This is a genomic window from Mesorhizobium sp. M0778 (genome assembly GCF_040320105.1).
GTDB lineage: Bacteria > Pseudomonadota > Alphaproteobacteria > Rhizobiales > Rhizobiaceae > Mesorhizobium.
This window is the reverse complement of record NZ_JAMYPA010000004.1, coordinates 61,852-81,434: the sequence shown is the minus strand read 5'-3', so window position 1 is coordinate 81,434 and position 19,583 is coordinate 61,852. Positions and strand designations below refer to the sequence as shown.

13 protein-coding genes and 2 pseudogenes are annotated in these 19,583 nt (G+C 61.1%); 12 read left to right on the top strand and 3 right to left on the bottom strand.

Annotated features, from left to right (window positions below; genetic code table 11):
* The first annotated feature begins 9 nt into the window (after nucleotides 1-9).
* From NKI22_RS07805 to NKI22_RS07785, 5 genes are all read left to right on the top strand, one after another.
* The gene (locus NKI22_RS07805; protein ID WP_352642734.1) at nucleotides 10-747 is read left to right on the top strand and encodes a 4'-phosphopantetheinyl transferase family protein; all 738 of its coding nucleotides are present in this window, start codon (nucleotides 10-12) and stop codon (nucleotides 745-747) included.
* A 221-nt stretch (nucleotides 748-968) separates the two neighbouring features.
* Entirely contained in the window at nucleotides 969-10,187 is a 9,219-nt protein-coding gene (locus tag NKI22_RS07800; protein ID WP_352958343.1) for an SDR family NAD(P)-dependent oxidoreductase, read from the top strand.
* 56 nt (nucleotides 10,188-10,243) lie between these two features.
* Entirely contained in the window at nucleotides 10,244-11,380 is a 1,137-nt protein-coding gene (locus NKI22_RS07795; RefSeq protein WP_352642738.1) for an efflux RND transporter periplasmic adaptor subunit, read from the top strand.
* Entirely contained in the window at nucleotides 11,377-12,525 is a 1,149-nt protein-coding gene (locus NKI22_RS07790) for an ABC transporter permease (protein WP_352642740.1), read from the top strand. Before NKI22_RS07795 ends, NKI22_RS07790 begins: the two co-directional genes overlap by 4 nt.
* A 101-nt stretch (nucleotides 12,526-12,626) precedes the next feature.
* Nucleotides 12,627-13,250, top strand: a complete 624-nt coding sequence (locus NKI22_RS07785; protein WP_352958341.1) for an ABC transporter ATP-binding protein — start codon at nucleotides 12,627-12,629, stop codon at nucleotides 13,248-13,250.
* A gap of 116 nt (nucleotides 13,251-13,366) precedes the next feature.
* Here the strand turns inward: NKI22_RS07785 and NKI22_RS07780 are convergent, their stop codons facing one another.
* Nucleotides 13,367-14,326 (bottom strand): DMT family transporter, encoded by a 960-nt coding sequence (locus NKI22_RS07780; RefSeq protein ID WP_352515704.1) that lies wholly within the window; start codon nucleotides 14,324-14,326, stop codon nucleotides 13,367-13,369.
* A gap of 401 nt (nucleotides 14,327-14,727) precedes the next feature.
* Between NKI22_RS07780 and NKI22_RS07775 the strand changes: the two genes are divergently transcribed.
* The 5 genes and pseudogenes from NKI22_RS07775 (at nucleotide 14,728) to NKI22_RS07760 (ending at nucleotide 17,944) form a co-directional block, all read left to right on the top strand.
* A complete protein-coding gene (locus NKI22_RS07775; RefSeq protein WP_352918991.1) occupies nucleotides 14,728-16,059 on the top strand; it encodes a PQQ-dependent sugar dehydrogenase in 1,332 nt (443 codons plus the stop codon).
* 168 nt (nucleotides 16,060-16,227) lie between these two features.
* Nucleotides 16,228-16,341, top strand: a pseudogene (locus NKI22_RS31445) (transposase); the annotation flags it as partial.
* 826 nt (nucleotides 16,342-17,167) lie between these two features.
* Nucleotides 17,168-17,353, top strand: coding sequence for a hypothetical protein (locus NKI22_RS07770; protein WP_023720306.1), 186 nt, complete (start codon nucleotides 17,168-17,170; stop codon nucleotides 17,351-17,353).
* A 49-nt stretch (nucleotides 17,354-17,402) separates the two neighbouring features.
* On the top strand, nucleotides 17,403-17,654 hold the full coding sequence (locus tag NKI22_RS07765) for a hypothetical protein (protein ID WP_352482027.1): 252 nt from the start codon (nucleotides 17,403-17,405) through the stop codon (nucleotides 17,652-17,654).
* A complete protein-coding gene (locus NKI22_RS07760; protein ID WP_352482028.1) occupies nucleotides 17,651-17,944 on the top strand; it encodes a hypothetical protein in 294 nt (97 codons plus the stop codon). The genes NKI22_RS07765 and NKI22_RS07760 overlap by 4 nt, the downstream gene beginning before the upstream one ends.
* A gap of 77 nt (nucleotides 17,945-18,021) precedes the next feature.
* Here NKI22_RS07760 and NKI22_RS07755 read toward each other — a convergent pair whose 3' ends face one another.
* Nucleotides 18,022-18,489, bottom strand: coding sequence for a DUF995 domain-containing protein (locus NKI22_RS07755; RefSeq protein WP_156948081.1), 468 nt, complete (start codon nucleotides 18,487-18,489; stop codon nucleotides 18,022-18,024).
* Nucleotides 18,490-18,568: 79 nt separating this feature from the next.
* Here NKI22_RS07755 and NKI22_RS07750 point away from each other — a divergent pair.
* Together NKI22_RS07750 and NKI22_RS07745 are read left to right on the top strand one after the other, a co-directional pair.
* Nucleotides 18,569-18,742, top strand: a pseudogene (locus tag NKI22_RS07750) (recombinase zinc ribbon domain-containing protein); the annotation flags it as partial.
* Nucleotides 18,743-18,803: 61 nt separating this feature from the next.
* Nucleotides 18,804-19,265 (top strand): hypothetical protein, encoded by a 462-nt coding sequence (locus NKI22_RS07745; RefSeq protein ID WP_023719289.1) that lies wholly within the window; start codon nucleotides 18,804-18,806, stop codon nucleotides 19,263-19,265.
* Nucleotides 19,266-19,310: 45 nt separating this feature from the next.
* Here NKI22_RS07745 and NKI22_RS07740 read toward each other — a convergent pair whose 3' ends face one another.
* Nucleotides 19,311-19,469, bottom strand: a complete 159-nt coding sequence (locus NKI22_RS07740; protein WP_352482029.1) for a hypothetical protein — start codon at nucleotides 19,467-19,469, stop codon at nucleotides 19,311-19,313.
* Nucleotides 19,470-19,583: the final 114 nt, after the last annotated feature.

Below are 19,583 nucleotides of genomic sequence, written 5' to 3'. Positions count from 1 at the left end.
AACTGCAAGATGAAGCAGAGCGGAGTTGTCTTGCCGCACGGTGGTGGGCGGGTGGTGCCGGCTCTCGGGATCGACGTCCATGTGTGGCGGGTCGCCCTCGATGCTCCCCTTTCGCAGTCGGACCTGGCCGTGCTCAATCCAGCTGAATTGACCAGGGGCGGCCGGTTTGTTTTCGAGCAGGATCAGCGGCGCCATCTGGCAGCTCATGCCGGCTTACGCGGGGTGCTGTCCATTTACACCGGTCGGGCGCCGGGAGAGCTCGATCTGCGGCAGACCCCGCAGGGAAAGCCGTTCCTTGCTGACGGGCGCCTCTCCTTCAATCTTTCGCATTCGGGGGAGCTTGCCCTTGTGGCCGTGGCTGCCGCCGGGCAAGTCGGCGTGGATGTCGAACGCGTCGCCTCGAGGAGCGGGGAGATGTCCATTGCCCGTTCTCTGTTCGCGCCTGGCGAGATCGCACAACTTGAGTCGCTGGCGCCAGAGGCCCGCCGCCTCATGTTCTGCCGGCTTTGGACTTGTCGCGAAGCCGCGCTCAAGGCTGTCGGCGTCGGCCTCTCCGGAGAGGGACTCGAGATAGGGATGGACGGGAGCGGCGAAGCCTATATCCTCTCGCCGCCGCTGGAATTGGTTGAACCCCTCAGGCTCATTGAGTTCCGCCCAAGCGGGCACCACGTGGCCGCTGTCGCCTGGAGTGCACGCGGTCCTCAGGCCGTCGCACGCCGCTTCGATTTCGACTTGGGATTGCCTTGACGCTCCGGAACCGGATCTCGGTGACCCCTGTTGTTGGCGACGAGGATCGAGCGGACGGGTCCTCTTCAAAAGCAATCAGATCGGCTTAATAACTAGTCAAATTAGCCTAAAAAGTAGTCAGATCGGCTTAAATGACACATTTTGCGACAAAAATGCCAGGCTGGTGAATTTTGCTCTTGGACCTTCCGTTGGGACATGCACTTAAATACGCCGTGACTTAAATGCGCCGGGGGTTGGGCAATCCACGGTGTATACTAGGCGGGGGTCTGGGCATGAACATTCATCGTGGGGGCGATGCCCCTCAGCAGGTCATTGAGTCAACACAGCCAATCGCAGTTATCGGGATTGGCTGTCGGTTCCCCGGAGGGATCCAGGACGCGGACTCGTATTGGAACTTTCTCCTGGAGAAGAACTGCGGCATCGTCGATATCCCGGCAGATCGCTGGAATGTCGATGCTTTCTATGATCCGGAGCCCGATGCCCGGGGAAAGATGCGGACGCGCTGGGGTGGTTTTCTTGCCAGCGACGTTTTCGGCTTCGACCCGAGTTTCTTCGACATGTCGCCCCGCGAGGTGACAACGATGGACCCGCAGCAGCGCCTGGCGTTGCAAGTGGCCTTCGAGGCCGTGCAGGATTCCGATCTCACATTGGCCGATCTGCGCCGTGGACGCACCGGCGTGTTCATCGGCATCTCGACCAACGATTTCGCGCAGAACCTGCGCCGCGGACGTGTTGGCGGCGGCGACATCTTTGCCGGCACCGGTTCGGCGTTCTCGATCGCGGCCAACCGAATATCCCACCGTTTCGATCTGAAGGGGCCGAGTATCGCCGTCGACACGGCGTGCTCGTCGGCGCTCGTTGCCATCGACCAGGCAGTGCGCCACCTGAGCACCGGCACCTGTGAAACGGCGCTCGCCGGCGGCGTCAACTGCATGCTCGATCCAGGGCCGTTCATCGCATTCTCCAGCGCCAACATGCTCTCGCCGACCGGCGGTATCTACACCTTCGACGAAAGGGCGGACGGGTTCGTGCGCGGCGAAGGCTGCGGGTTCGTGTTGCTGAAGCTTCTCGACCGGGCAATTGCCGACGGCGACCGGATCTATGGCGTGATCCGTCATTCGATGGTCAATCAGGACGGGTATACGCCGACCCTGACGTCTCCGAGCGGGGAAGCACAGCAAGCAATGCTGGAGGCGCTGGTGGAAGGCGCCTCCATCGATCCGGCCGATGTCGACTATGTCGAGGCCCATGGAACCGGCACGCCGGTCGGCGATCCAATCGAGGCGGCTGCTATCGGCCGCGTATTCGGGGTGAATTCACGCCCAAAACCGGCCTATGTCGGATCGTTCAAGCCCAATCTCGGCCACCTCGAATCGGCGTCCGGCATTGCGGGTTTCATCAAGACGGTGCTGACGGCGGGAAAGGGCATCGTGCTGCCGAACCGGAATTTCGAGCGCCCGAATCCGAGCATTCCGTTCGACGCGCTCAACATCGCTGTGGCAACGAAGCCGACGCCGATCGACCACCACGGCCGGCCGATCCTGGCCGTCGTCAACTCCTTCGGCTTTGGCGGTACCAATGCCTCCATCGCCGTGGAAGGATGGCGGGGGTTGTCCGCCAACGCCAACCGTGCGCCAAGGCCGGTGATAGCCGGCCATCCGATAGCCGTCCCGATCTCGGCCGGCAGCACGGCGGGACTGGAACTGTGGGCCGGCCGTCTAGCCGATGCGCTGGAGCAGGGAGGCTCCCTTGCGGAGACGCCGGTCGAAGACATCACCGCCCATTTGAGCAGCGCGCGCGATAACTTCGCCCAACGGGCTGCGCTCATCGTCGAGCCGGAGCGCGCCGCGCTCCAGACCCAACTGCGCGCATTGGCTAAGGGAGCCATCGAGCAAAGCGCGGAAGGGCCAACCATCATCACCGGCAGGGCATCCAACCGTCGGCTCGCCATCGCCTTCTCGGGCCAGGGCGGCCAGTGGTGGGCCATGGCGCGCCGCCTGTTGAAGGAAGACCGTGCGTTTCGCCGAACCGCCGAGATGTTCGACGAAGTGCTGCGTCCGATGGTCGGCTGGTCGACCGTCGAGGAGATGCTGCGGGACGAGAAAAAGACCCGCATCAACGATGCCGACGTCACCCAGGCATCCATCTTCACTACGCAGATATCCCTCTACGAACGCTGGATAAAGGCCGGCGTACGGCCTGAGCTTCTGATCGGCCACAGCTTCGGCGAGGTCGCGGCCACTTACGTTTCAGGTATCATCGATATCGAGACGGCGGCTCGCATCATCGCCAAACGCGGCCTCATACCGCTGAAGAGCGAGCGGCGCGGTGCAATGGCCACGATAGGGCTGACGGTTCAGCAACTCGAACCTTTGCTCCCCGGTGACGAAAGCGTCGTCATTGCCGCCTACAACGGCCCGATCGCGCAAACGATTTCCGGCATGGAGGACGCGGTGCTTGGCGTACTGGCCAAGGTCGCGGAAGCCTATCCCGATGCGACGGCCCGCCGGATGACCATGGATTTCGGATGGCACAGCGCGCATCTGGAAGACTGCAAGGAATGGTTCCTCGGCGAACTGGGTCCGGTCGGCTGGAAAGAAGGCCGTCTGCCGATCATCTCGACCGTCACCGGCATATTCGAGACGAAATTCGACGCCGACTACTGGTGGGCCAATTTGCGCCAACCCGTCAGCTTTACCAAGGCATTGGATTTCACCCTCGATTTCGGCATCAATACTTTCCTGGAAATCGGTCCGCACCGCACGCTAACGCCGCTCATCCGAGGCATCTCGCAGGAGCGCGGCGCAGACGCCGCCGCGGTGAACTCGCTCGATCGCAAAACTGACGATTTCTGGACGCTGGCGCGGGCCGAGGGCAGCCTGCATGTTGCCGGCGTCGAATTCGACCGGCCGAAATCGTCGAGTGGCCACGTGGCCGTTCCCAAGTTACCCTGGAACAACCAGCGCCTGCTGAATACATCCGAGGAAACCAAGAGCTTCCTGTTCGAGGCACCCCGGCACGCACTGCTTGGATGGCGCGACTTCACCGCGGGGCCGTCCTGGACGAACGAAATCACGCTTAGAGGCTTCAAATTCCTGGCTGACCATCGCGTCAGCGGCGATTGCCTGTTCCCGGCCGTCGGTTACATCGAAATCATGGGGGCCGCGCTGCGCGACCATTTCGGATCTGACTCCGTGGAGCTGCGTGATTTCAAACTGTACGAAGCGCTTTCCATCGCAGAGGACGACGTCATATTGTTTACGACGACGTTCGATCCGGTCGGTAGCAGGCTGCGCATCTCCACGCTCCATCGGGGTTCGGACGACGGCTGGAGGACTCGTGCCGAAGCTTATGGCTTCAGCCACAAATATGAACTTGCACCAGCTCCCGCCGACCTCCTGCTGGATCGCCCGAACCTTGTCGAAAAGACGGAATTCTACCGTCTCGCCGAACGGCACGGGCTTGAATACGGTCCCTATTTCCAGTCGGTGAACGCACTCGACATTGTCGGCGACCGCCTAGTTGCCAAGCTGTCGAGCAAGGACCCCAACTTGTCGAAGCAGTATTTCGCCTTCCCCGGATTGCTCGACGCGGTGCTCCAGGCCGGCATCGGCCTGGCTTCGCATCGAGACGGCGTGTGGGTTCCAGGTGAATCGCTGCCGCCGGCTAATGAAGACAAGGCCCAGTATCAGTTGCGCCTGCCAACCGGCGCGCGCAAGATCCTGCTGGGCGCTCCGATGACGCCCGAGGTGATCGTCGACATCCGGCCGGGTCTCGACCCGTACTCAATGCGGTTCAGCGTATTCTCGCCGGAAGGGCAGCCGCTCATCGTTCTCGACAACCTTCAGACAAAGGCGCTGGGCAAGGTCAGGGGCAGCAGGGCCAAGCAGGGTGCCGGCTCGGGCTCCAGTGTTTTTGAGGAGCATTTCGAGAAGCAGGAACCCAAACCCGCAGCGCCCTCATTGCGTTGCGCCCACTGGTTGGTGGTGGGTGATGGAACGCAGCGCCTCGAAACGACATTGGCTGAGTTGGTTAGCCGTGGAGCGACGGTCGAGGTCGCAAACCCGGCGCCGTTCCTGAACCTCGATGCGGATGAAGCGCTCGCCACGATCCGGGCATTCATGACCAAATCGGGTGGGAAAGGCGGCATCCTGTTCAGCGCCGCCGCCCCCGAAAAACTCGACGACAAAGCAGGCGGGGACGAGCTTCTCGCCAGGATCACGCCTATCGTCCACCAATTAATCACGCTTGGAAAAGTCATCGACCGGCTGCACAGTTCGTCCGAACCGCGGCCCGAACTGGTTGTCGTCACGTCCGGCAGCCGGCTTGTGCAAGGTGACCAGCCGATGAGCCTTTCAGGCCTGAGTGAGAGCGCCTTAATCGGCATTGCTCGCACAATGGCAAACGAGTTCAAAGGTTTGGGCATCCGTCTTATCGATGCGGATCCCACATCGCTGCACTCGGGGGTGAGCATTTCAGGTGCCGTGCTGGAGGAAACCGCAGAGACGGAATTCGTCCTGCGCGGCGCCGAACGCTACGTCCCGCGGTTGGAGCAACTGGCTTTGCACGAAGTGGCGCCGTTGCGGCGGACGCTGGAGACGGCGCGGGATTCTTCCAACTTCGCCGTCACCATGACGGGGCCCGGTACCATCGACAACATCGTACTGCGCGAAATCGCTGATCCCGAATTGGCTTCGGACGAGGTCATGGTCGAGGTCGCCGCGGTCGGACTGAACTTCCGCGACATTATGGCGGCCACCAGCATCTTGCCGGACGAGTTGGAGAGCGACGAGGCATATTGGCGCAATCTCGGGCTGGAGTTCGCCGGCACCGTCCGCAGGGTCGGCGAACGGGTGACCAACCTCAAGCCCGGCGATCGCATCATGGGTATGGGCAAGGGCTACCTCAGGCGCTTCGCCAAGCTCCGGGCGGATCTCGCCATGCGCGTACCCGACGGCATCGATCTGATCGAGGCCGCGACCCTCCCGACAGCGTTCCTTACCGCTCACTACGCACTCAAACATATCGGCCGATTGGCACAGGACGAAATCGCGCTGATCCATCTGGCTTCGGGTGGTGTCGGCCTCGCCGCCATCCAGGTCGCGCATGATGTGGGGGCTCGAGTCTTCGGCACTGCAGGTAGCGACACAAAACGCGCCTTCCTGAAGAAATGGGGCGTGGACGAGGTCATGAATTCGCGCGCTCTCGATTTCGCCGACGAGGTGCGGTCCCTGACGCGTGGCCGCGGCGTGGACGTGGTGCTGAACGCGCTGTCTGGCAACGGCATCGACAAGAGCCTGGAGTGCCTGGCGCCCTTCGGCCGGATGGTCGAAATCGGCAAGCGCGATCTCGCCGACGACAAGCCGATCGGGCTTCGCTCGCTTTATCGCAACAACGCCTATTCGGTCATCGACCTCTCGACGCTCCCCGTGGAGAGGGAGAGCCTCTTCAGGCAATTGCTGGCGGAGGTCGAGGCAAAGGTTGCCGCCGGCGTCTACAAGCCGCTGGAGGCGACTCGCTTCCCGGCATCGCGCACGGCGGAAGCCATGCGCATGCTTTCGCGAGCGCTGCACATCGGCAAGGTGATCGTCACTTTCGACGAACCTTCCGTGGACATCGAACTTGACCTCGGCGCACAGTTCGCCGTCTCCGCTCGGGCCTCCTACCTCGTCACGGGTGGGCTCAAAGGCTTTGGCGTTGCGATCGCCGATTGGCTCAGTCAGAAAGGCGCGGGGACTATCATCCTTGCCAATCGAAGCGGTGTTCCAGATGCCGAAGCGGCTGTGGCTATCGAGATCATGGAGCAACGCGGCACGCGCATCGTTCGCGCGGCGCTGGACGTGACCGATGCTACCGCCGTTGCCAGGCTGATCGGCGAATATGCTGGGGGTGACGCTCCTCTGCGCGGCATCGTGCATGGCGCCGCGGTGATCGAGGACGCTTTCGTCTCGCAGCTCGATGCAGGCAAGATCGACCGCGTGCTGAGGCCGAAGATAGCCGGCGGGTGGAACTTGCATGTCGCCGTCGTCGAACACGATATCCCACTGGATTTCTTCGTGAATTTCTCTTCGATCGCGCAGGTTATCGGTTCGTCTGGGCAGGCCAACTACACAGCGGCCAACTCTGTTTTGAACGCAATCGCTACGTACCGCAGGGGTCGCAACCTGGCCGGCTCGTCGACCGCTTGGGGCATGATCGCCGGCAGTGGATTCGTTGCCAGGTCGGAAGCAATGACCAACTATCTCGATAGTGTCGGCATCAAGCCGGTTCAGGATTCTGAAGCGGCGGCGGCCCTGTCCTATCTCGTGCGCGCCAGATCGGAGAATCTCGGCTTTGCCAATATCGACTGGGCTGCGATCGCGCGCACGAACCCCGGCGCAGCGACGAATCCGAGGATTTCGCCGCTGCTTGGAGACAGAACCGGAGGGCGCTCTCGCATTCAGGCCGAGCTTGCAGCCGCGCCACGCGAGGCGTGGGACGACCTGCTCGCCGACATGATCCGGCGCGAAGTGGCGAAAGTCCTCAAGGTCGAGGCAAGCGCCTTGGCGGATGACCGCAAGCTCAGTGAGCTAGGTCTCGACTCCCTCTCATCATTCGAGCTGAAAAACCGCGTCGAGGCTCAGGTCGAAGTCGACATCCCTGTCGCCAAGTTCCTGCAAGCGCCGACGATCGCGGGACTATCGCGCCTCGTCGCTTCCGCTTTCGAGGCGAAGCTGAAGGCGTCCGCCTTGCAGGTCCTGGCCGCACAATCGAGTTCCGATGGCGTTACAGCGCAGGAAGCCTTCCGGCCTCTGGGCCGCCAGGTCGATGCGATGATGCTGGATGGACGGCCGATGTCGTCGGCCGTCGCAAAGGCCGACAATCAGATCCTGGTCGAGACGAGTATTGAGCCCGGCGTGTCGCTGGCTGCGCTTGCGACAAGATTGGCGCGACTGGTCGAGAGACACGATGCGCTCCGGATGACGGGTGCGATATCGGCGTCCGGCGCCGTAGAGATCGGCTTCGAGGCTCAACCTATTGTTGAAGTGCTTTCGCCGGGCGGTCGTTTGGGCGATGTGGCACTGCCTGGTCCGCTATGGCGGATCGGCGCGTGGCAGCGGCAGGATGGCGGTCACGACCTGCAAATCCGGGCTCATCGCGCGGCTGCCGACATGTTGTCGGTTCACCTTTTGCTCGCGCAGCTTGTGCAAGACGAAGCGGAAGCGGTCGAAGCAGCGCCTAGTTTTGCCGACTATGCGCGCGCAGTTCATCCAGTGCCCGGATCGAGCGAGTATCGTCGCGATTTCGCCTACTGGAAGGAGATCCTTCACCACGCGCCTGCGATCACACCGATCCCCGGCCGCAGTCGTGCCTCGTCTCCCGCCGGTATGGGAACGAACAGGGGCCGTGTCGGGTTGCTGGAAATTACGCTTCCCGCAGCAGCATTCGCGTCGAGATCGGAGTTGCCGGCCGCGCGCTTTCTGACCGCCTATGCCAAGGCCTTGGCAAACCGCCTCTCGCTCCAATCAATCGTCGTCGACCGCTGGTATAGCGAGCGCGGGGAGGGAGCACCAAGCGGATTGATGGGCCCCTTGGATGGGTCCTATCCGATTGTCCTGCGAGCCATGAATGAACTCGGTTACGATCTGCTGAGGAAGGTCGAGCGTGCCGACGCAAACGGCCACGCGCATCGGTCAATGGATACGTCGTCCCTGGAACTGGCGCTCGAAGAGGATCTGCGCATCCGCCATGTTTCGCTGCGCCAATTCGGCTTCGCTTTTCTCGACGGCAGCCAAGTTACGGCGCTCGCCGCCTTGGACCATCCTCTCGATGCGATCCCCGCATCCGCGCACGAGATTCAATTGTCCGCAGCGGCAAGCGACGCCGGTGTTGTCTGCCGGCTGAGCGTGGATCTCGACGTCGTCGAAGAAGCAACAGCGCGGTTGCTACTCGATCAGTTTCTGGACGAGCTTTCCTCCGAGTTCGAAACGTCAGGCCGCCTGCTGCCCACCGCAACGGGCTGGAGGCTGCGCGAGTGGTCTGGTCAGCCGAGTGGAAGCCAGGACGTCGAGCGCTCGCCGCTCGACGGCGTGCCCAACGTCGAAAGAGAGATTGCTGTGACCAGCACACAACTGGGGTTACTGCGTTTCCAGGAACATCCAGACGCGACTTCGCATGCGCGTGCCGCATTCATTGTAAGCAAGGAGTTCAAGATCCGGCCGCAGATGGACGCCGATCGTCTCAGACGAGCGATCGAAACGGTCATGGCGCGCCACGAGGTGATGCGTACCCGGTTCTTCCGCAAGGGGGCTAGATACGGCGCGTATCTGGAAAGGACGCCGACCGATTTCTTCAGGGTCGAGCAAGTCGCCGACGAGGCCGAAGCGATGGAGCGCGCAACCGAACTCGCGCAGGAAGGCATAGATATCGAGGCGCCGATGTTCCGTGTCACGATCATCCGGTTCGGCTCCGAGAGCGACCTTATCGTCGCCAAGGCACATCATCTCGTCGTTGACGGCTATTCCCTCGGCCTCATCGTCGAGGAGACAGTCAAGGCTTATCTCGGGCTGCCTCTTGATCCGGTGGAAATGAGTATCGACCGGTTCATCCGGGATTTCGACCATGTCGGAAAACCCGGTTCGTTCGAGCGGCGCGACGCATTCCTGCGCAAGGTATTCGTCGAGCCCTTGCCGCAGGTTCCCAATCTCGGGCGCAAGGCGAAAGGCTGGCGGACGAATGTCAATCTGATCGATTGCAGCCTCAGCGAGGACGTGACGCTCTCGATAGCCAGCGACCAGCAGGATGCGCTGCGCAAGCGTGCCAGGGCAGCCGGCACGACGGAAACGGCCATGATCATCGCGGCCTTTGCGCAGACCATCGGGGCGCGCGGCGGCGTGGACGACATGGTGATGCAGGTTCCAGCAGCCTTGCGCCACGACCGGCGGCTGGAGAACTATGTCAATTTCGTCGCCTCGGACGTGCCCGTGCGCGTGCGGCTGTCGCGGTTCGAGACGATCGAAGCGTTAGCCGGTTCGCTCGGAGAAGGGATCGAAGAGGCTATCCATTTCGCGCCCTTCATGGATTCGAACTACTTCGGAGACGTGCATGACGATGTCGTAGCCATGGGGTCCTATACCTCCCTCTTCGTCGCCGGCACCCAAACAGTCGACAGATGGACACGCGCCACGCAGTCGGCCCCGCTTCAAAGGGCCCATGCCAGTGGCGAGCTTGATCTCGGCATGTTCAAAGTGACGCCCCTGCCTGACATGCGACGAGAAAAACCACGTACCAGCGAGATGGATCTGTGTACCTTTCCGACCGCGAACGGTCTCGGTCTGACCTTGATATTCGACCAATTAGGCTATGACCATGCGGAAGCAGAAGATATCCTAAGGGAAGTCATCGAACGGCTGTTGGCTGGGCAACCGGCGGTCGACGCCGCCGAGCAGGCGGCGATATAGCGATGCGTCGATCCAGGATCAGCGGGGCCGGTGGAAGCCGGTGCAGGTAAAGATACGTGATTCGCTTCATCTTAATTTTGTTTGCCGTTCTGGCGGCAGTCGGGCTCTTTTCTGGTTGGTATATCTGGCCTGCTCAGGTGGAGTCCTATGTCGCCCAGCGAAGGCTGATCGCGCGTGAAATCGCCGGACCCGGCCTCCTTGGTGCAACCAACCAGGTCATCGTGACGGCACGGATCCAGGCATTCCTGGCCGACGTTCGCGTCGACCGGAATGACGAGGTGAAGACCGGCGATATCCTCGCCACGCTAAACGCGACTGAAATCGAGTATCAGCTTGCCGCCGCGGTCGCCAACGACCGGGCTGCGGCGGAGAGCGTGCGCGAGGCCGAATTGGAGCGTGACCGGCTGGCTATCGCCGCCCGTACTGCAAAGGCAGATCTGGATCGCAGGAAGAGCCTGCTCGCCAGCAAATCGATTTCTCAGGCCGAGTTCGACCTCTTCGAAGGTACCCAGAAGCAAGCCGAGGCCGCATTGGCGCGAGCGACCGCTAGCATCGAGCGCGCAAAGGCCCAGGTCGCGGCCGCCTCCGCCGAGGTCGAGCAGATACGAAGCCGTTTCGGCGAAACCTCCATACGCTCGCCTGTCAACGGGGTGGTGGTTTCCCGCAGCCGCACGGTGGGGGACCTGCTTTCTCCGGGCGTCGAACTGATGCAGATTGTCGACCCGACGTCATTGCTGGTCATGGCACGCTTCGACGAATCCGCAATGGGGTCGCTTCGGCCGGGGCAAGTAGCCAAAGTCACCTTCTCATCGGATCCGCAACGACCCTACGCTGCTTCCATTGCGCGGATCGGCCGGCAGGTCGATCAAGAGACCCGCGAGTTTACGGTCGATCTTAAATTGCGTGAGGTGCCGGCGAACTGGGCTGTGGGTCAGCGTGCAAGCGTCACCATCCAAGCGGAATCGCCGTCACCAGGCATTGCGGTGCCACAGCGGTTCCTGGCGAGAAACCAGGGACGGGTGGGTCTATGGATTGCACATGACGGGCGGGCCTATTGGGCTCCTGTTTCACTGGGCTACTCCAGCGGCACCGATATCGAGATCACGCGCGGCCTAAAGGTAGGTGATGTCGTGCTCAGTCCGACAGGCCGCTTCCAGTACCAGGCGGTTAACCTCCAGGCATTGGGCAGGTGAATCTCGCGGTCAAAGATATCAGGCATAACCTGCTGAGGTTCATCCTGACCGTTTTCGGCGTCGGCCTGCTGATGGCGGCGACGATCGGCATGCTGGGCATGTATCGCGGCATCGTCTACGAAGCCTTGATCGTGATCGACGGCATTGGTGCCGACCTCTGGGTCGTCGAAGGGGGAAAGTCCGGACCGTTCGCCGAATCTTCCGCCGTTCCGGCCAATCTCGATCGCCGCGTGGCCGGTGTGGCCGGTGTGGCGGCAACGCGGCGGTTCATCCAATACAACCAGCAGTTCGAAATTGACGGGCTTCCGCTGCGCATGTCGGTCACTGGTGTGGACTATCCAAGCGACAGTGGCAGCTGGATACCGTTGATCGCCGGCCGGTACTTCCAATCAAATCGCTATGAGGCCATCGCCGACAAGACTCTCGGCCTGGTTGTGGGTGACGAGATCCGGCTTGGACGAGATAGCTATACGATTGTCGGCGTGTCGACCGGGCAGGTCGACATGGGTGGCGACGGATTGTTGTTCGTCACCATCCCGGACGCGCAGGTCATCAACCAACTGCTGCCCAGCGAGGCGATCCTCCTCAACCGTGCGGCCAAGGGCAAGACGCGCATGGGTCTCGGCGACGAGACCGGAAGTGTCGCTGCCGTCATCGTCGAAACTCTCCCGGGCGCGGACAAGGAGGTCGTGCGTGACTCGATCAAACGCTGGGGCGACGTCGAGGTCCTCACGCAGCAGGACCAGGAAACGCTTCTACTGGACGGCCGCCTCGGCAAGCTCCGCGTCCAGATCCTGGCTTTCACGACGATGACGCTGCTGATCTGCTGCGCCGTCATAGCACTGACCATCTATACGATGACGATCGAGAAGGTCGCGCAGATAGCACTTCTGAAGCTGATCGGCGCGCGTGACCGGGTGATCATCGGCATGATTGCGCAGCAGGCGGGGTTGATCGGCTTTTGCAGCCTCGTTCTGGCCATAGCCATCTCGTTTACGATCTATCCGAGGTTTCCAAGAACTGTGCTGATCACCGAATCCGATCTTAGCGTGTTGTCGTTCGTGCTGATGGCACTCAGCCTTGCGGCCAGCTGGTTTGCGATTCGTCGCGCGCTCGCGGTCCGTGCCCAGGAAGTGTTGGCCTGATGTCGAAGCGCCGCCTCGCCACGCTGGAGGTTCGGAACGCCAGCAAGGTCTACCAGAGCGGGGGCTCGCCGGTCACCGCGCTGGCGGCAGGTTCGCTGACCTTGAGCCCCGGCAGCGTTACCGGCATCGTCGGGCCCAGCGGCTCCGGCAAGACGACGCTGCTGATGATCGCCGGTCAGCTGGAGACACCGACCACGGGAGAGGTCCTGTTCGACGGCAAGGTGATTTCGCGTCCCGGTGCGAAGCTCAACGAGCTACGAGCCTTCAGGCGGAGCCATCTTGGGTTTGTGTTCCAGAAAGCGAACTTGATCCCCTTTCTCACGGCCGCCGAAAACATTGCCATCGCCATGCAGGTCAACGATGTCGGTCGCCAGCAGGCGCAGGCGCGAGCCAGCCGGCTTCTCGCCGCATTGGGCATTGAACATCGCGGCTCCAATTATCCTTCCCAACTTTCCGGCGGCGAGCAGCAGCGCGTTTCAATCGCCAGGGCCTTGGCAAACGATCCCACCGTTATTCTGGCCGACGAACCTACCGCCGCACTGGATGGTACACGGGCGGAGATGGTGATGAAGGTTTTCAGGCATCTGGCGGACAGCCGCAATGTCGCGATCTGCGTTGTGACTCACGATACGCGCTGGAAAACTTATTTCGATTCGATGCTCGAGCTCGAGGATGGGCGGGAACGAGCGCCGTCTCCCTTTGGCTTGATGGCTGAACGGCATTAATCAACGGGCGGCGTGGGCCAAGGCGCGGTACAGAGCCGGCTTCAATGATCCGGCTTCGCTTCGGGTGGTGCTTTGATTCTACGAATTGCTGGCCGAAGCGACGGTGCTGAGGTTCGCTATGCGACACGCACCGTGCGCTGCCTCGGCTTGATCGCGGTGGCGAGCAGCAGGCCGGCGACGATGAAGGCGGCGCCGGCGAGATCGTAGTCGTGCAAGCTTTCGCCAAGGAACAGATAAGCGAGCACGGCGACGAAGGCGGTCTGCAGATAGAGCAGCATGCTGGCGCGCCCGGCGCCAAGCGTCTCGACGCTGCGGTTGTAGAGATAGTACATCAGAGCGCCGCCCGGGCCGGCAACATAGGCGAGGGCCAGAAGGCCGTTCGCATGCAGCGCCGAACGATCCCCGGAAAACAGTTCCCAGAGATAGAGAGGCAGTGCGGCCAGCGCGCCGGCTCCCAGCAGCAGGACCACCATCGGCAGAAGCTCAATGCCGAATTTCGCGCGACGCAGCAGCACGGTGTAGAGGCCCCAGCAAAGCGCGCTGCCGACGATCCACAACTCGCCGGGATTGAACCGTAGCTGCATCAGCGCGGCAAGGTCGCCGCGCGCCACGATCACCACCATCCCAGCCAGAGCGACCAGCGCTCCAAGCGCTTTCCAGACACCGAGGGGCTCGCCAAGCACGAAGCGGGCAAGCACCATGGTCATGATCGGCGACAGCGCCATGATGATGCCGGCGGTTGTCGCGTTGGTGTAGTTGAGGCCCGTGTAGATCATGCCCTGACACAAGGTCAGCCCGATGGCGCCGATGGCCAGCACCTCGATCACCCGGGATTGGATCAGCACGAGCATCGCCCCGTGATGACGATGGACGATAGGCAGCAGGATCGCGCAGGCGAGCGTCAGCCGCCAGAAGCAGAGCGCCCAAGGCGGCATCTCGGGGGCAACCCACTTGGCGGCAATATAGACGCCGGCGGACAGGAGCCAGCAGAGCGTCGCGAGGGAATAGGCGAGCGGAAGTGATGCGCCGGGTGTCGCCTTAGCTACATTTGGCTGTGCTATCGGCAGTGATTGGATATCCGTCTCCTCCCATCGCAGACTTTAGCAGATTTGCAGCGTCTTGCTAAGCAGCAACAACAGCTGGTTCACCGGCTGGTGCAATCGGTGGGTCATTGTGGGTCCCGCCGTTCACGGTCTCGTTCCATTCGAACGCATGTTGGCCCATGAGCAACTCGATACCGAAAAGCGCAAGCCGTATCGATTTCGCGCGATACGAATCTGAGATTCATATTGCGCGACAGATATTCGCGCGGTTGCCACAATCTTCTCGCGCCATATTTCTGCCGAGAGCAGATCTGTCGCGAATTCCTGGCCCTCGGATCCGAGCGCCGCTGTTTTTTTCGAAGCAATTGGAAGAATAAGCCACTGACTTCCGTTTGCACAAAGAGCGCGACACATATCCATGCGGAGGACGTCCGATGCATGCCGGCTTCCGAGGGAGCGTACTCGTAGCGGTGTTGGGCGCCGTCATGGCAAGCTGCGCCGGCATCCCGGCGCAAAAAACCGGGGCAATAACCGGCTATGGCCCCAACCCCACTTTACCGAAACCAAGACCGACGCTGATCCCGACTGTTAACATCGCCGAGGCGAAAGGCTGGCAGAAAGGAGGTATGCCGACCCCGGCGAAGGGGCTGACAGTGAACGCCTTCGCCACCGGCCTCGACCATCCGCGCTGGCTGCATGTGCTTCCGAACGGCGACGTTCTGGTTGCTGAAACCAATGCCCCTGCCAAGCATGACGAAGGCTTCAGTCTTAGAAAGGTCTTCATGGACCTGGCTATGAAGCGGGCTGGCGCCGCGACCAAAAGCGCCAATCGCATCACGCTGCTGCGCGACACCGATGGCGACGGCATTGCGGATGTGGGCACGACGTTCGCGGAAGGCCTCAATTCGCCCTTCGGCATGACGCTGTCCAAAGGCAAGCTCTTTGTCGCGAACACCGACGCGCTCGTCGCTTTCCCCTACTCCAATGGCCAGACCCGAGTCAGCACGTCGCCGGAAAAGATCATCGACTTGCCGGCCGGGGACCTCAACCATCATTGGACCAAGGACGTGATCGCAAGTCCGGATGGACGCAAGCTCTATGTCACCGTTGGTTCCAACAGCAACGTTGGAGAAAACGGCATAGCCGCGGAGAAGAACCGCGCCACTGTCCTTGAAGTGGATCGGTCGACCCGCCGCACGCGGGTCTTCGCCTCGGGCCTGCGCAACCCGAACGGGCTCTCCTGGAATCCTGAAACTGGCGAGCTTTGGGTCGCCGTGAACGAGCGTGACGAGATCGGCGACGATCTCGTGCCGGATTACATGACCTCGGTTCGTGACGGCGCTTTCTACGGCTGGCCCTACAGCTACTACGGACAGAACGTCGACGAACGCGCTAAGCCGCAGCGCCCCGATCTCGTGGCGACGGCGGTCAAGCCCGATTACGCCCTGGGCTCTCATACCGCCTCGCTGGGACTGACCTTCTCCAAAGGCGCCCGGCTCGGTCCGACCTACGGCAACGGCGCCTTCGTCGGCCAGCACGGCTCGTGGAATAGAAGCGTGCACAGCGGCTACAAGGTGATCTTCGTGCCGTTCCATGGCGGCAAACCGAGCGGTCCTCCGAAAGATGTGCTCACTGGCTTCATCGGGCGTAATGGCGAGGCGATGGGCCGTCCGGTCGGCGTTGCTATCGATCAGACTGGCGCACTGCTCGTCGCCGACGACGTCGGTAACGTCATCTGGCGGGTCCGCCGGGCGAATGGCCGTTGAGCGCAGGTGCCTTTCTGATTCCGACCTCACCAGCCTTCGGCTACAGCGCCACGCCCGATATGGCTGCATTCGGCTACGATCTCGATGCATATGGCAGGCTGAGCGACCCGAGACATAGGTGACATTTTGTACCGGACACATGGGTAACACTTTTGGCTTTTGGCCGGAGGCATTTGGCTCGTCAGCTTCATGCACTATGATCTGGGATATCTCGACCTGGAACAGAGGACGTTGCAGACCATCGGCAATCCGTTCGGCACGAGATTGTCACCCATGTCTTAGGTACAAACTGTTACCCATGTCTCCGGGCTGGACAAATATCTGAATTTGGTAGCGGGAGACCGCTACATCGCAATACCCACTATCGAAGACGCGTCTTCCATTTTCGCCGGCATGCGGCGTAGCTGCAAACTACGAATCTGGGGTCAGGAGTTCGAATCTCTCCGGGCGCGCCAACATTTCAATGACTTAGAAGGACATCGCAGACTAGAGAGAGAAATTAGTCTGCGATTTAGTCTGCGGAGTTCATCGTCTTTCTCTGGTCTCGACATGTGAACGACGGAGAGTTCCTAGCCAAGGGTCCAGTCGCTAGGCTGATGCGCTCACCTCTCGACGTGAACGGTGCGCTGAGGCTTCTAACCAGGATTACACCTGCCGTAGCAGTAGGGAAGCTGAACGTCCGAAGTTGGCGCAATCGCGCAGTTCCCGAAACGAAAAGTCTGACCCGCAGACGACGAACGTCTGCCGCGACGTCAATGTCGGCTTTGCGGGGGCCTCGCCCTACGCCGGAATCCGTTTCGGCAACAAGGCACGAGCCCGGGATCCCAAACAACAACTGCAGAGGAGAGCGCTTTGATCCGGCGTTGCGTACAGGATCGAATGACGCAACGGATCGACAGCCGCACACTTGTGCCAGGAAGCGGATCGCCAGATTTGGCTCGAGAGCAGGCATTTCGGACTTTTGGGATAAGTCCGGTTCGGGGCATAGTTCATGCCGATGCTCGCGGGGCGCTTGAAGGTCTGGCTCTGACCTTCCGAGCCACGGAGCCGCAACTCCACTTTCGGCTACAGAACTGCTGGCCAACTCCAAGTTCAGATTCTGCCCAAAATGAGCGCCGCCAAGGAGAAGATGACCTTCGCCGATCTGGAGCCGCTGATCTGTGACGCGGACAACGTGGCCGACGTCTTGCTGACCATGCTGGAGGTCTTTTCCACAGTACCTGACGGGAATTTCGTTCTGACCCAAGCGAGGGGGAGCGCCTTTTCTTCATTGCCACCATTGCAGAGCAGATGACGCGGAAGGTTAAGAACGCCTACTACGAAACCCTCGGGGGCGCCGCCTCATGACCGCGCCTTCAGATGACCTCGACGACCTGCAATTCGATACTGGGAACCTGCACCACTTGCTCGAAGTGCTCTATGGCCAGACCATGGAACAGGAGTTCGAGCGCGACGGGAAGAGGGTCGCTTTGGCGGACCAAATAAGCGCGCTGGCCATGATCGCCCGCGACCTCGCCGAACGTCTGAACGAAGCGGCTGGAGCGTGTATCGACAACGCGATGGCCGACGCCAAGGCCAGAAAGGCGGCATCATGAGCGCCGTCCCGACCGTCGAACCGTTCTGCGTCTCTGACACGTTCGTCACTGGTGCCGGCCCACTCCAATTTATGGGCGACAATCTCAGGCTGACGCTGCATGTCCTGCAGCGCTCGACTTATGACGGCGGCACAGAAAATGCCGTGGTATCAAAGATTGTTGGAAGTCGCACCGATATGCTGAAAATCGCCGCCGCCATTCTCAGTGCTTGCAACTCCCGGTCAACGCCAGCGGACAGAGCGGTGGAAAACTTCATGGAGTTCCTTGAAGGGCCCGCTGGGCGCCACTGAACCGGCACCCAGACGGAACTGCTAAGCCGCCGCCTCACGGTGGCGGGCTTTTTCCTTGCGTGTTCCTGTCGCTTTTGTCACTCCCCGCCTGCAGCAGCGTATTTTTTCGCCACTAAATCTCCGTCCTTAAGCTTCTTAACGGTAGTGGTAACATACCCGCTCTTTAGATCCGGCTTTGATCCATCATAGTGGACAGACCAAAGGTCATATATCCTTTTTCCAGAACGCCAAAATTTGTTGCAGTCCCTGTAGATTTTTGGATCACCCTTTGGCTTATTCTTGGCGCACATCTCATTGCCACTTACGCTCCAAGTGCCCTTAAAAGTTGCCGTTACCTTAGGTTTGCCAAAGATTCCTTTGGTTGTGCCGTCAGATGCATAGTAAATGCTAGAGACGTCATAAATACCGGTCTTGCCTGAATATATCGCCTTGACCTCGGCTGCGGTTAATTCGACCGCGTCCTTCGGCAGCTTGCCGGCCCATGCGGACGCACACACAAAACTAGTCAAAGCGCCGCCTAACAGAAAAATTGCAAATGCACGCATAAAGACCTCCCTCTCTTTGCCCAAGCAATGACTAATTTAGCATTTCCTCAGAGGAGAATCGAGGCAGGAAATCGCCGACGTGAGGCACTTGCGCTGGCACACCCCGCTGCGCTGCGGCGCCTGCGGGTCGGGCATGTCGGTCAAGGACAGGATGGGTCGCCTGACGCGCATCATGTGCACGCGCGCCAAGGAATCGCGCTCATGCACCAATGTCAGGCCCTATGCGCTCGATCATATCGAAGCGACGGTCATCGACGGGTTGCGCGCCAGGTTGAACGACAAGGCGCTGATCGACCACTATGTCGCTGCCTACAATGACGAGCATCAAAAGCTCTATTCGGGGCAGGGCGCCTCGCGAAAAGGCCGCCCAGCGGCTCGACGCCGCCAGGCGCGAATACGACCGCGTGCTGAACGCCTATGTCAAAGGCATGATTTCGGAAGCCGAAGCCGAGCAGCGCTTGCCAGTGCTACGCGAGGAGCGCCAGCACCTCGAGGCCGAGCTCGCCGTGCTGCCGCAGCCGCCGAAGGTCGTGACGCTGAAGCCGGCGCTTGTCGCCCGCTACATCCGCGATCTGGAAGCGCTCGCCGCCGCGATCGGAGAGAATGGCTTCGTCTCGGAAGAAGCCAAGAAGATCGTCCGCGACGTCGTGTCGACCGTGACAGTCTACCCGCCGAAGGCAGGCGAGCAGCCGTCGATCCTGATTGATGGATACCTGTCAAACATGGTCGACCAAGGCCTTGGCCACCTCGTCTCCGTTCGGGGGGAGCGATGGTAGCGGGAGAGCGCTACCGCCTTTCCCCAGACCCTATAATCTACCAGTTCAGGCTTCGTTACTGCGGTTGAGTAGAGCCGTCTGCTGGGAATCAAATTCGGGGGTCAGCAGTCTAATCTCTTCGGTCGTGCCAGATATCTTAAACGAATCAAAATCCAGCGCTTTGGTCCGGTGTTGAAAGGCAGCTTCGCGCCTGATTTCGGTCATAGAGATCAGCTTCGCCGCGTCCTGAAAGCAGACATCGCAAGCGAGGACTCCAGAGGTCGCGGTTGTCGCGCAGATCGTGGCCGTTACCGCGCCGCCGATTTTCTGGAGTGATAA

What these genes read in the sequence shown, in the direction of transcription:
- NKI22_RS07775 (WP_352918991.1), top strand. Translation starts at nt 14,728, where the DNA reads ATGCATGCCGGCTTCCGAGGGAGCGTACTCGTAGCGGTGTTGGGCGCC.
- NKI22_RS07800 (WP_352958343.1), top strand. Translation starts at nt 969, where the DNA reads ATGCGCCGGGGGTTGGGCAATCCACGGTGTATACTAGGCGGGGGTCTG.
- NKI22_RS07740 (WP_352482029.1), bottom strand. Translation starts at nt 19,469, where the DNA reads ATGACCGAAATCAGGCGCGAAGCTGCCTTTCAACACCGGACCAAAGCG.
- NKI22_RS07760 (WP_352482028.1), top strand. Translation starts at nt 17,651, where the DNA reads ATGAGCGCCGTCCCGACCGTCGAACCGTTCTGCGTCTCTGACACGTTC.
- NKI22_RS07805 (WP_352642734.1), top strand. Translation starts at nt 10, where the DNA reads ATGAAGCAGAGCGGAGTTGTCTTGCCGCACGGTGGTGGGCGGGTGGTG.
- NKI22_RS07770 (WP_023720306.1), top strand. Translation starts at nt 17,168, where the DNA reads ATGAGCGCCGCCAAGGAGAAGATGACCTTCGCCGATCTGGAGCCGCTG.
- NKI22_RS07765 (WP_352482027.1), top strand. Translation starts at nt 17,403, where the DNA reads ATGACCGCGCCTTCAGATGACCTCGACGACCTGCAATTCGATACTGGG.
- NKI22_RS07745 (WP_023719289.1), top strand. Translation starts at nt 18,804, where the DNA reads ATGACGAGCATCAAAAGCTCTATTCGGGGCAGGGCGCCTCGCGAAAAG.
- NKI22_RS07755 (WP_156948081.1), bottom strand. Translation starts at nt 18,489, where the DNA reads ATGCGTGCATTTGCAATTTTTCTGTTAGGCGGCGCTTTGACTAGTTTT.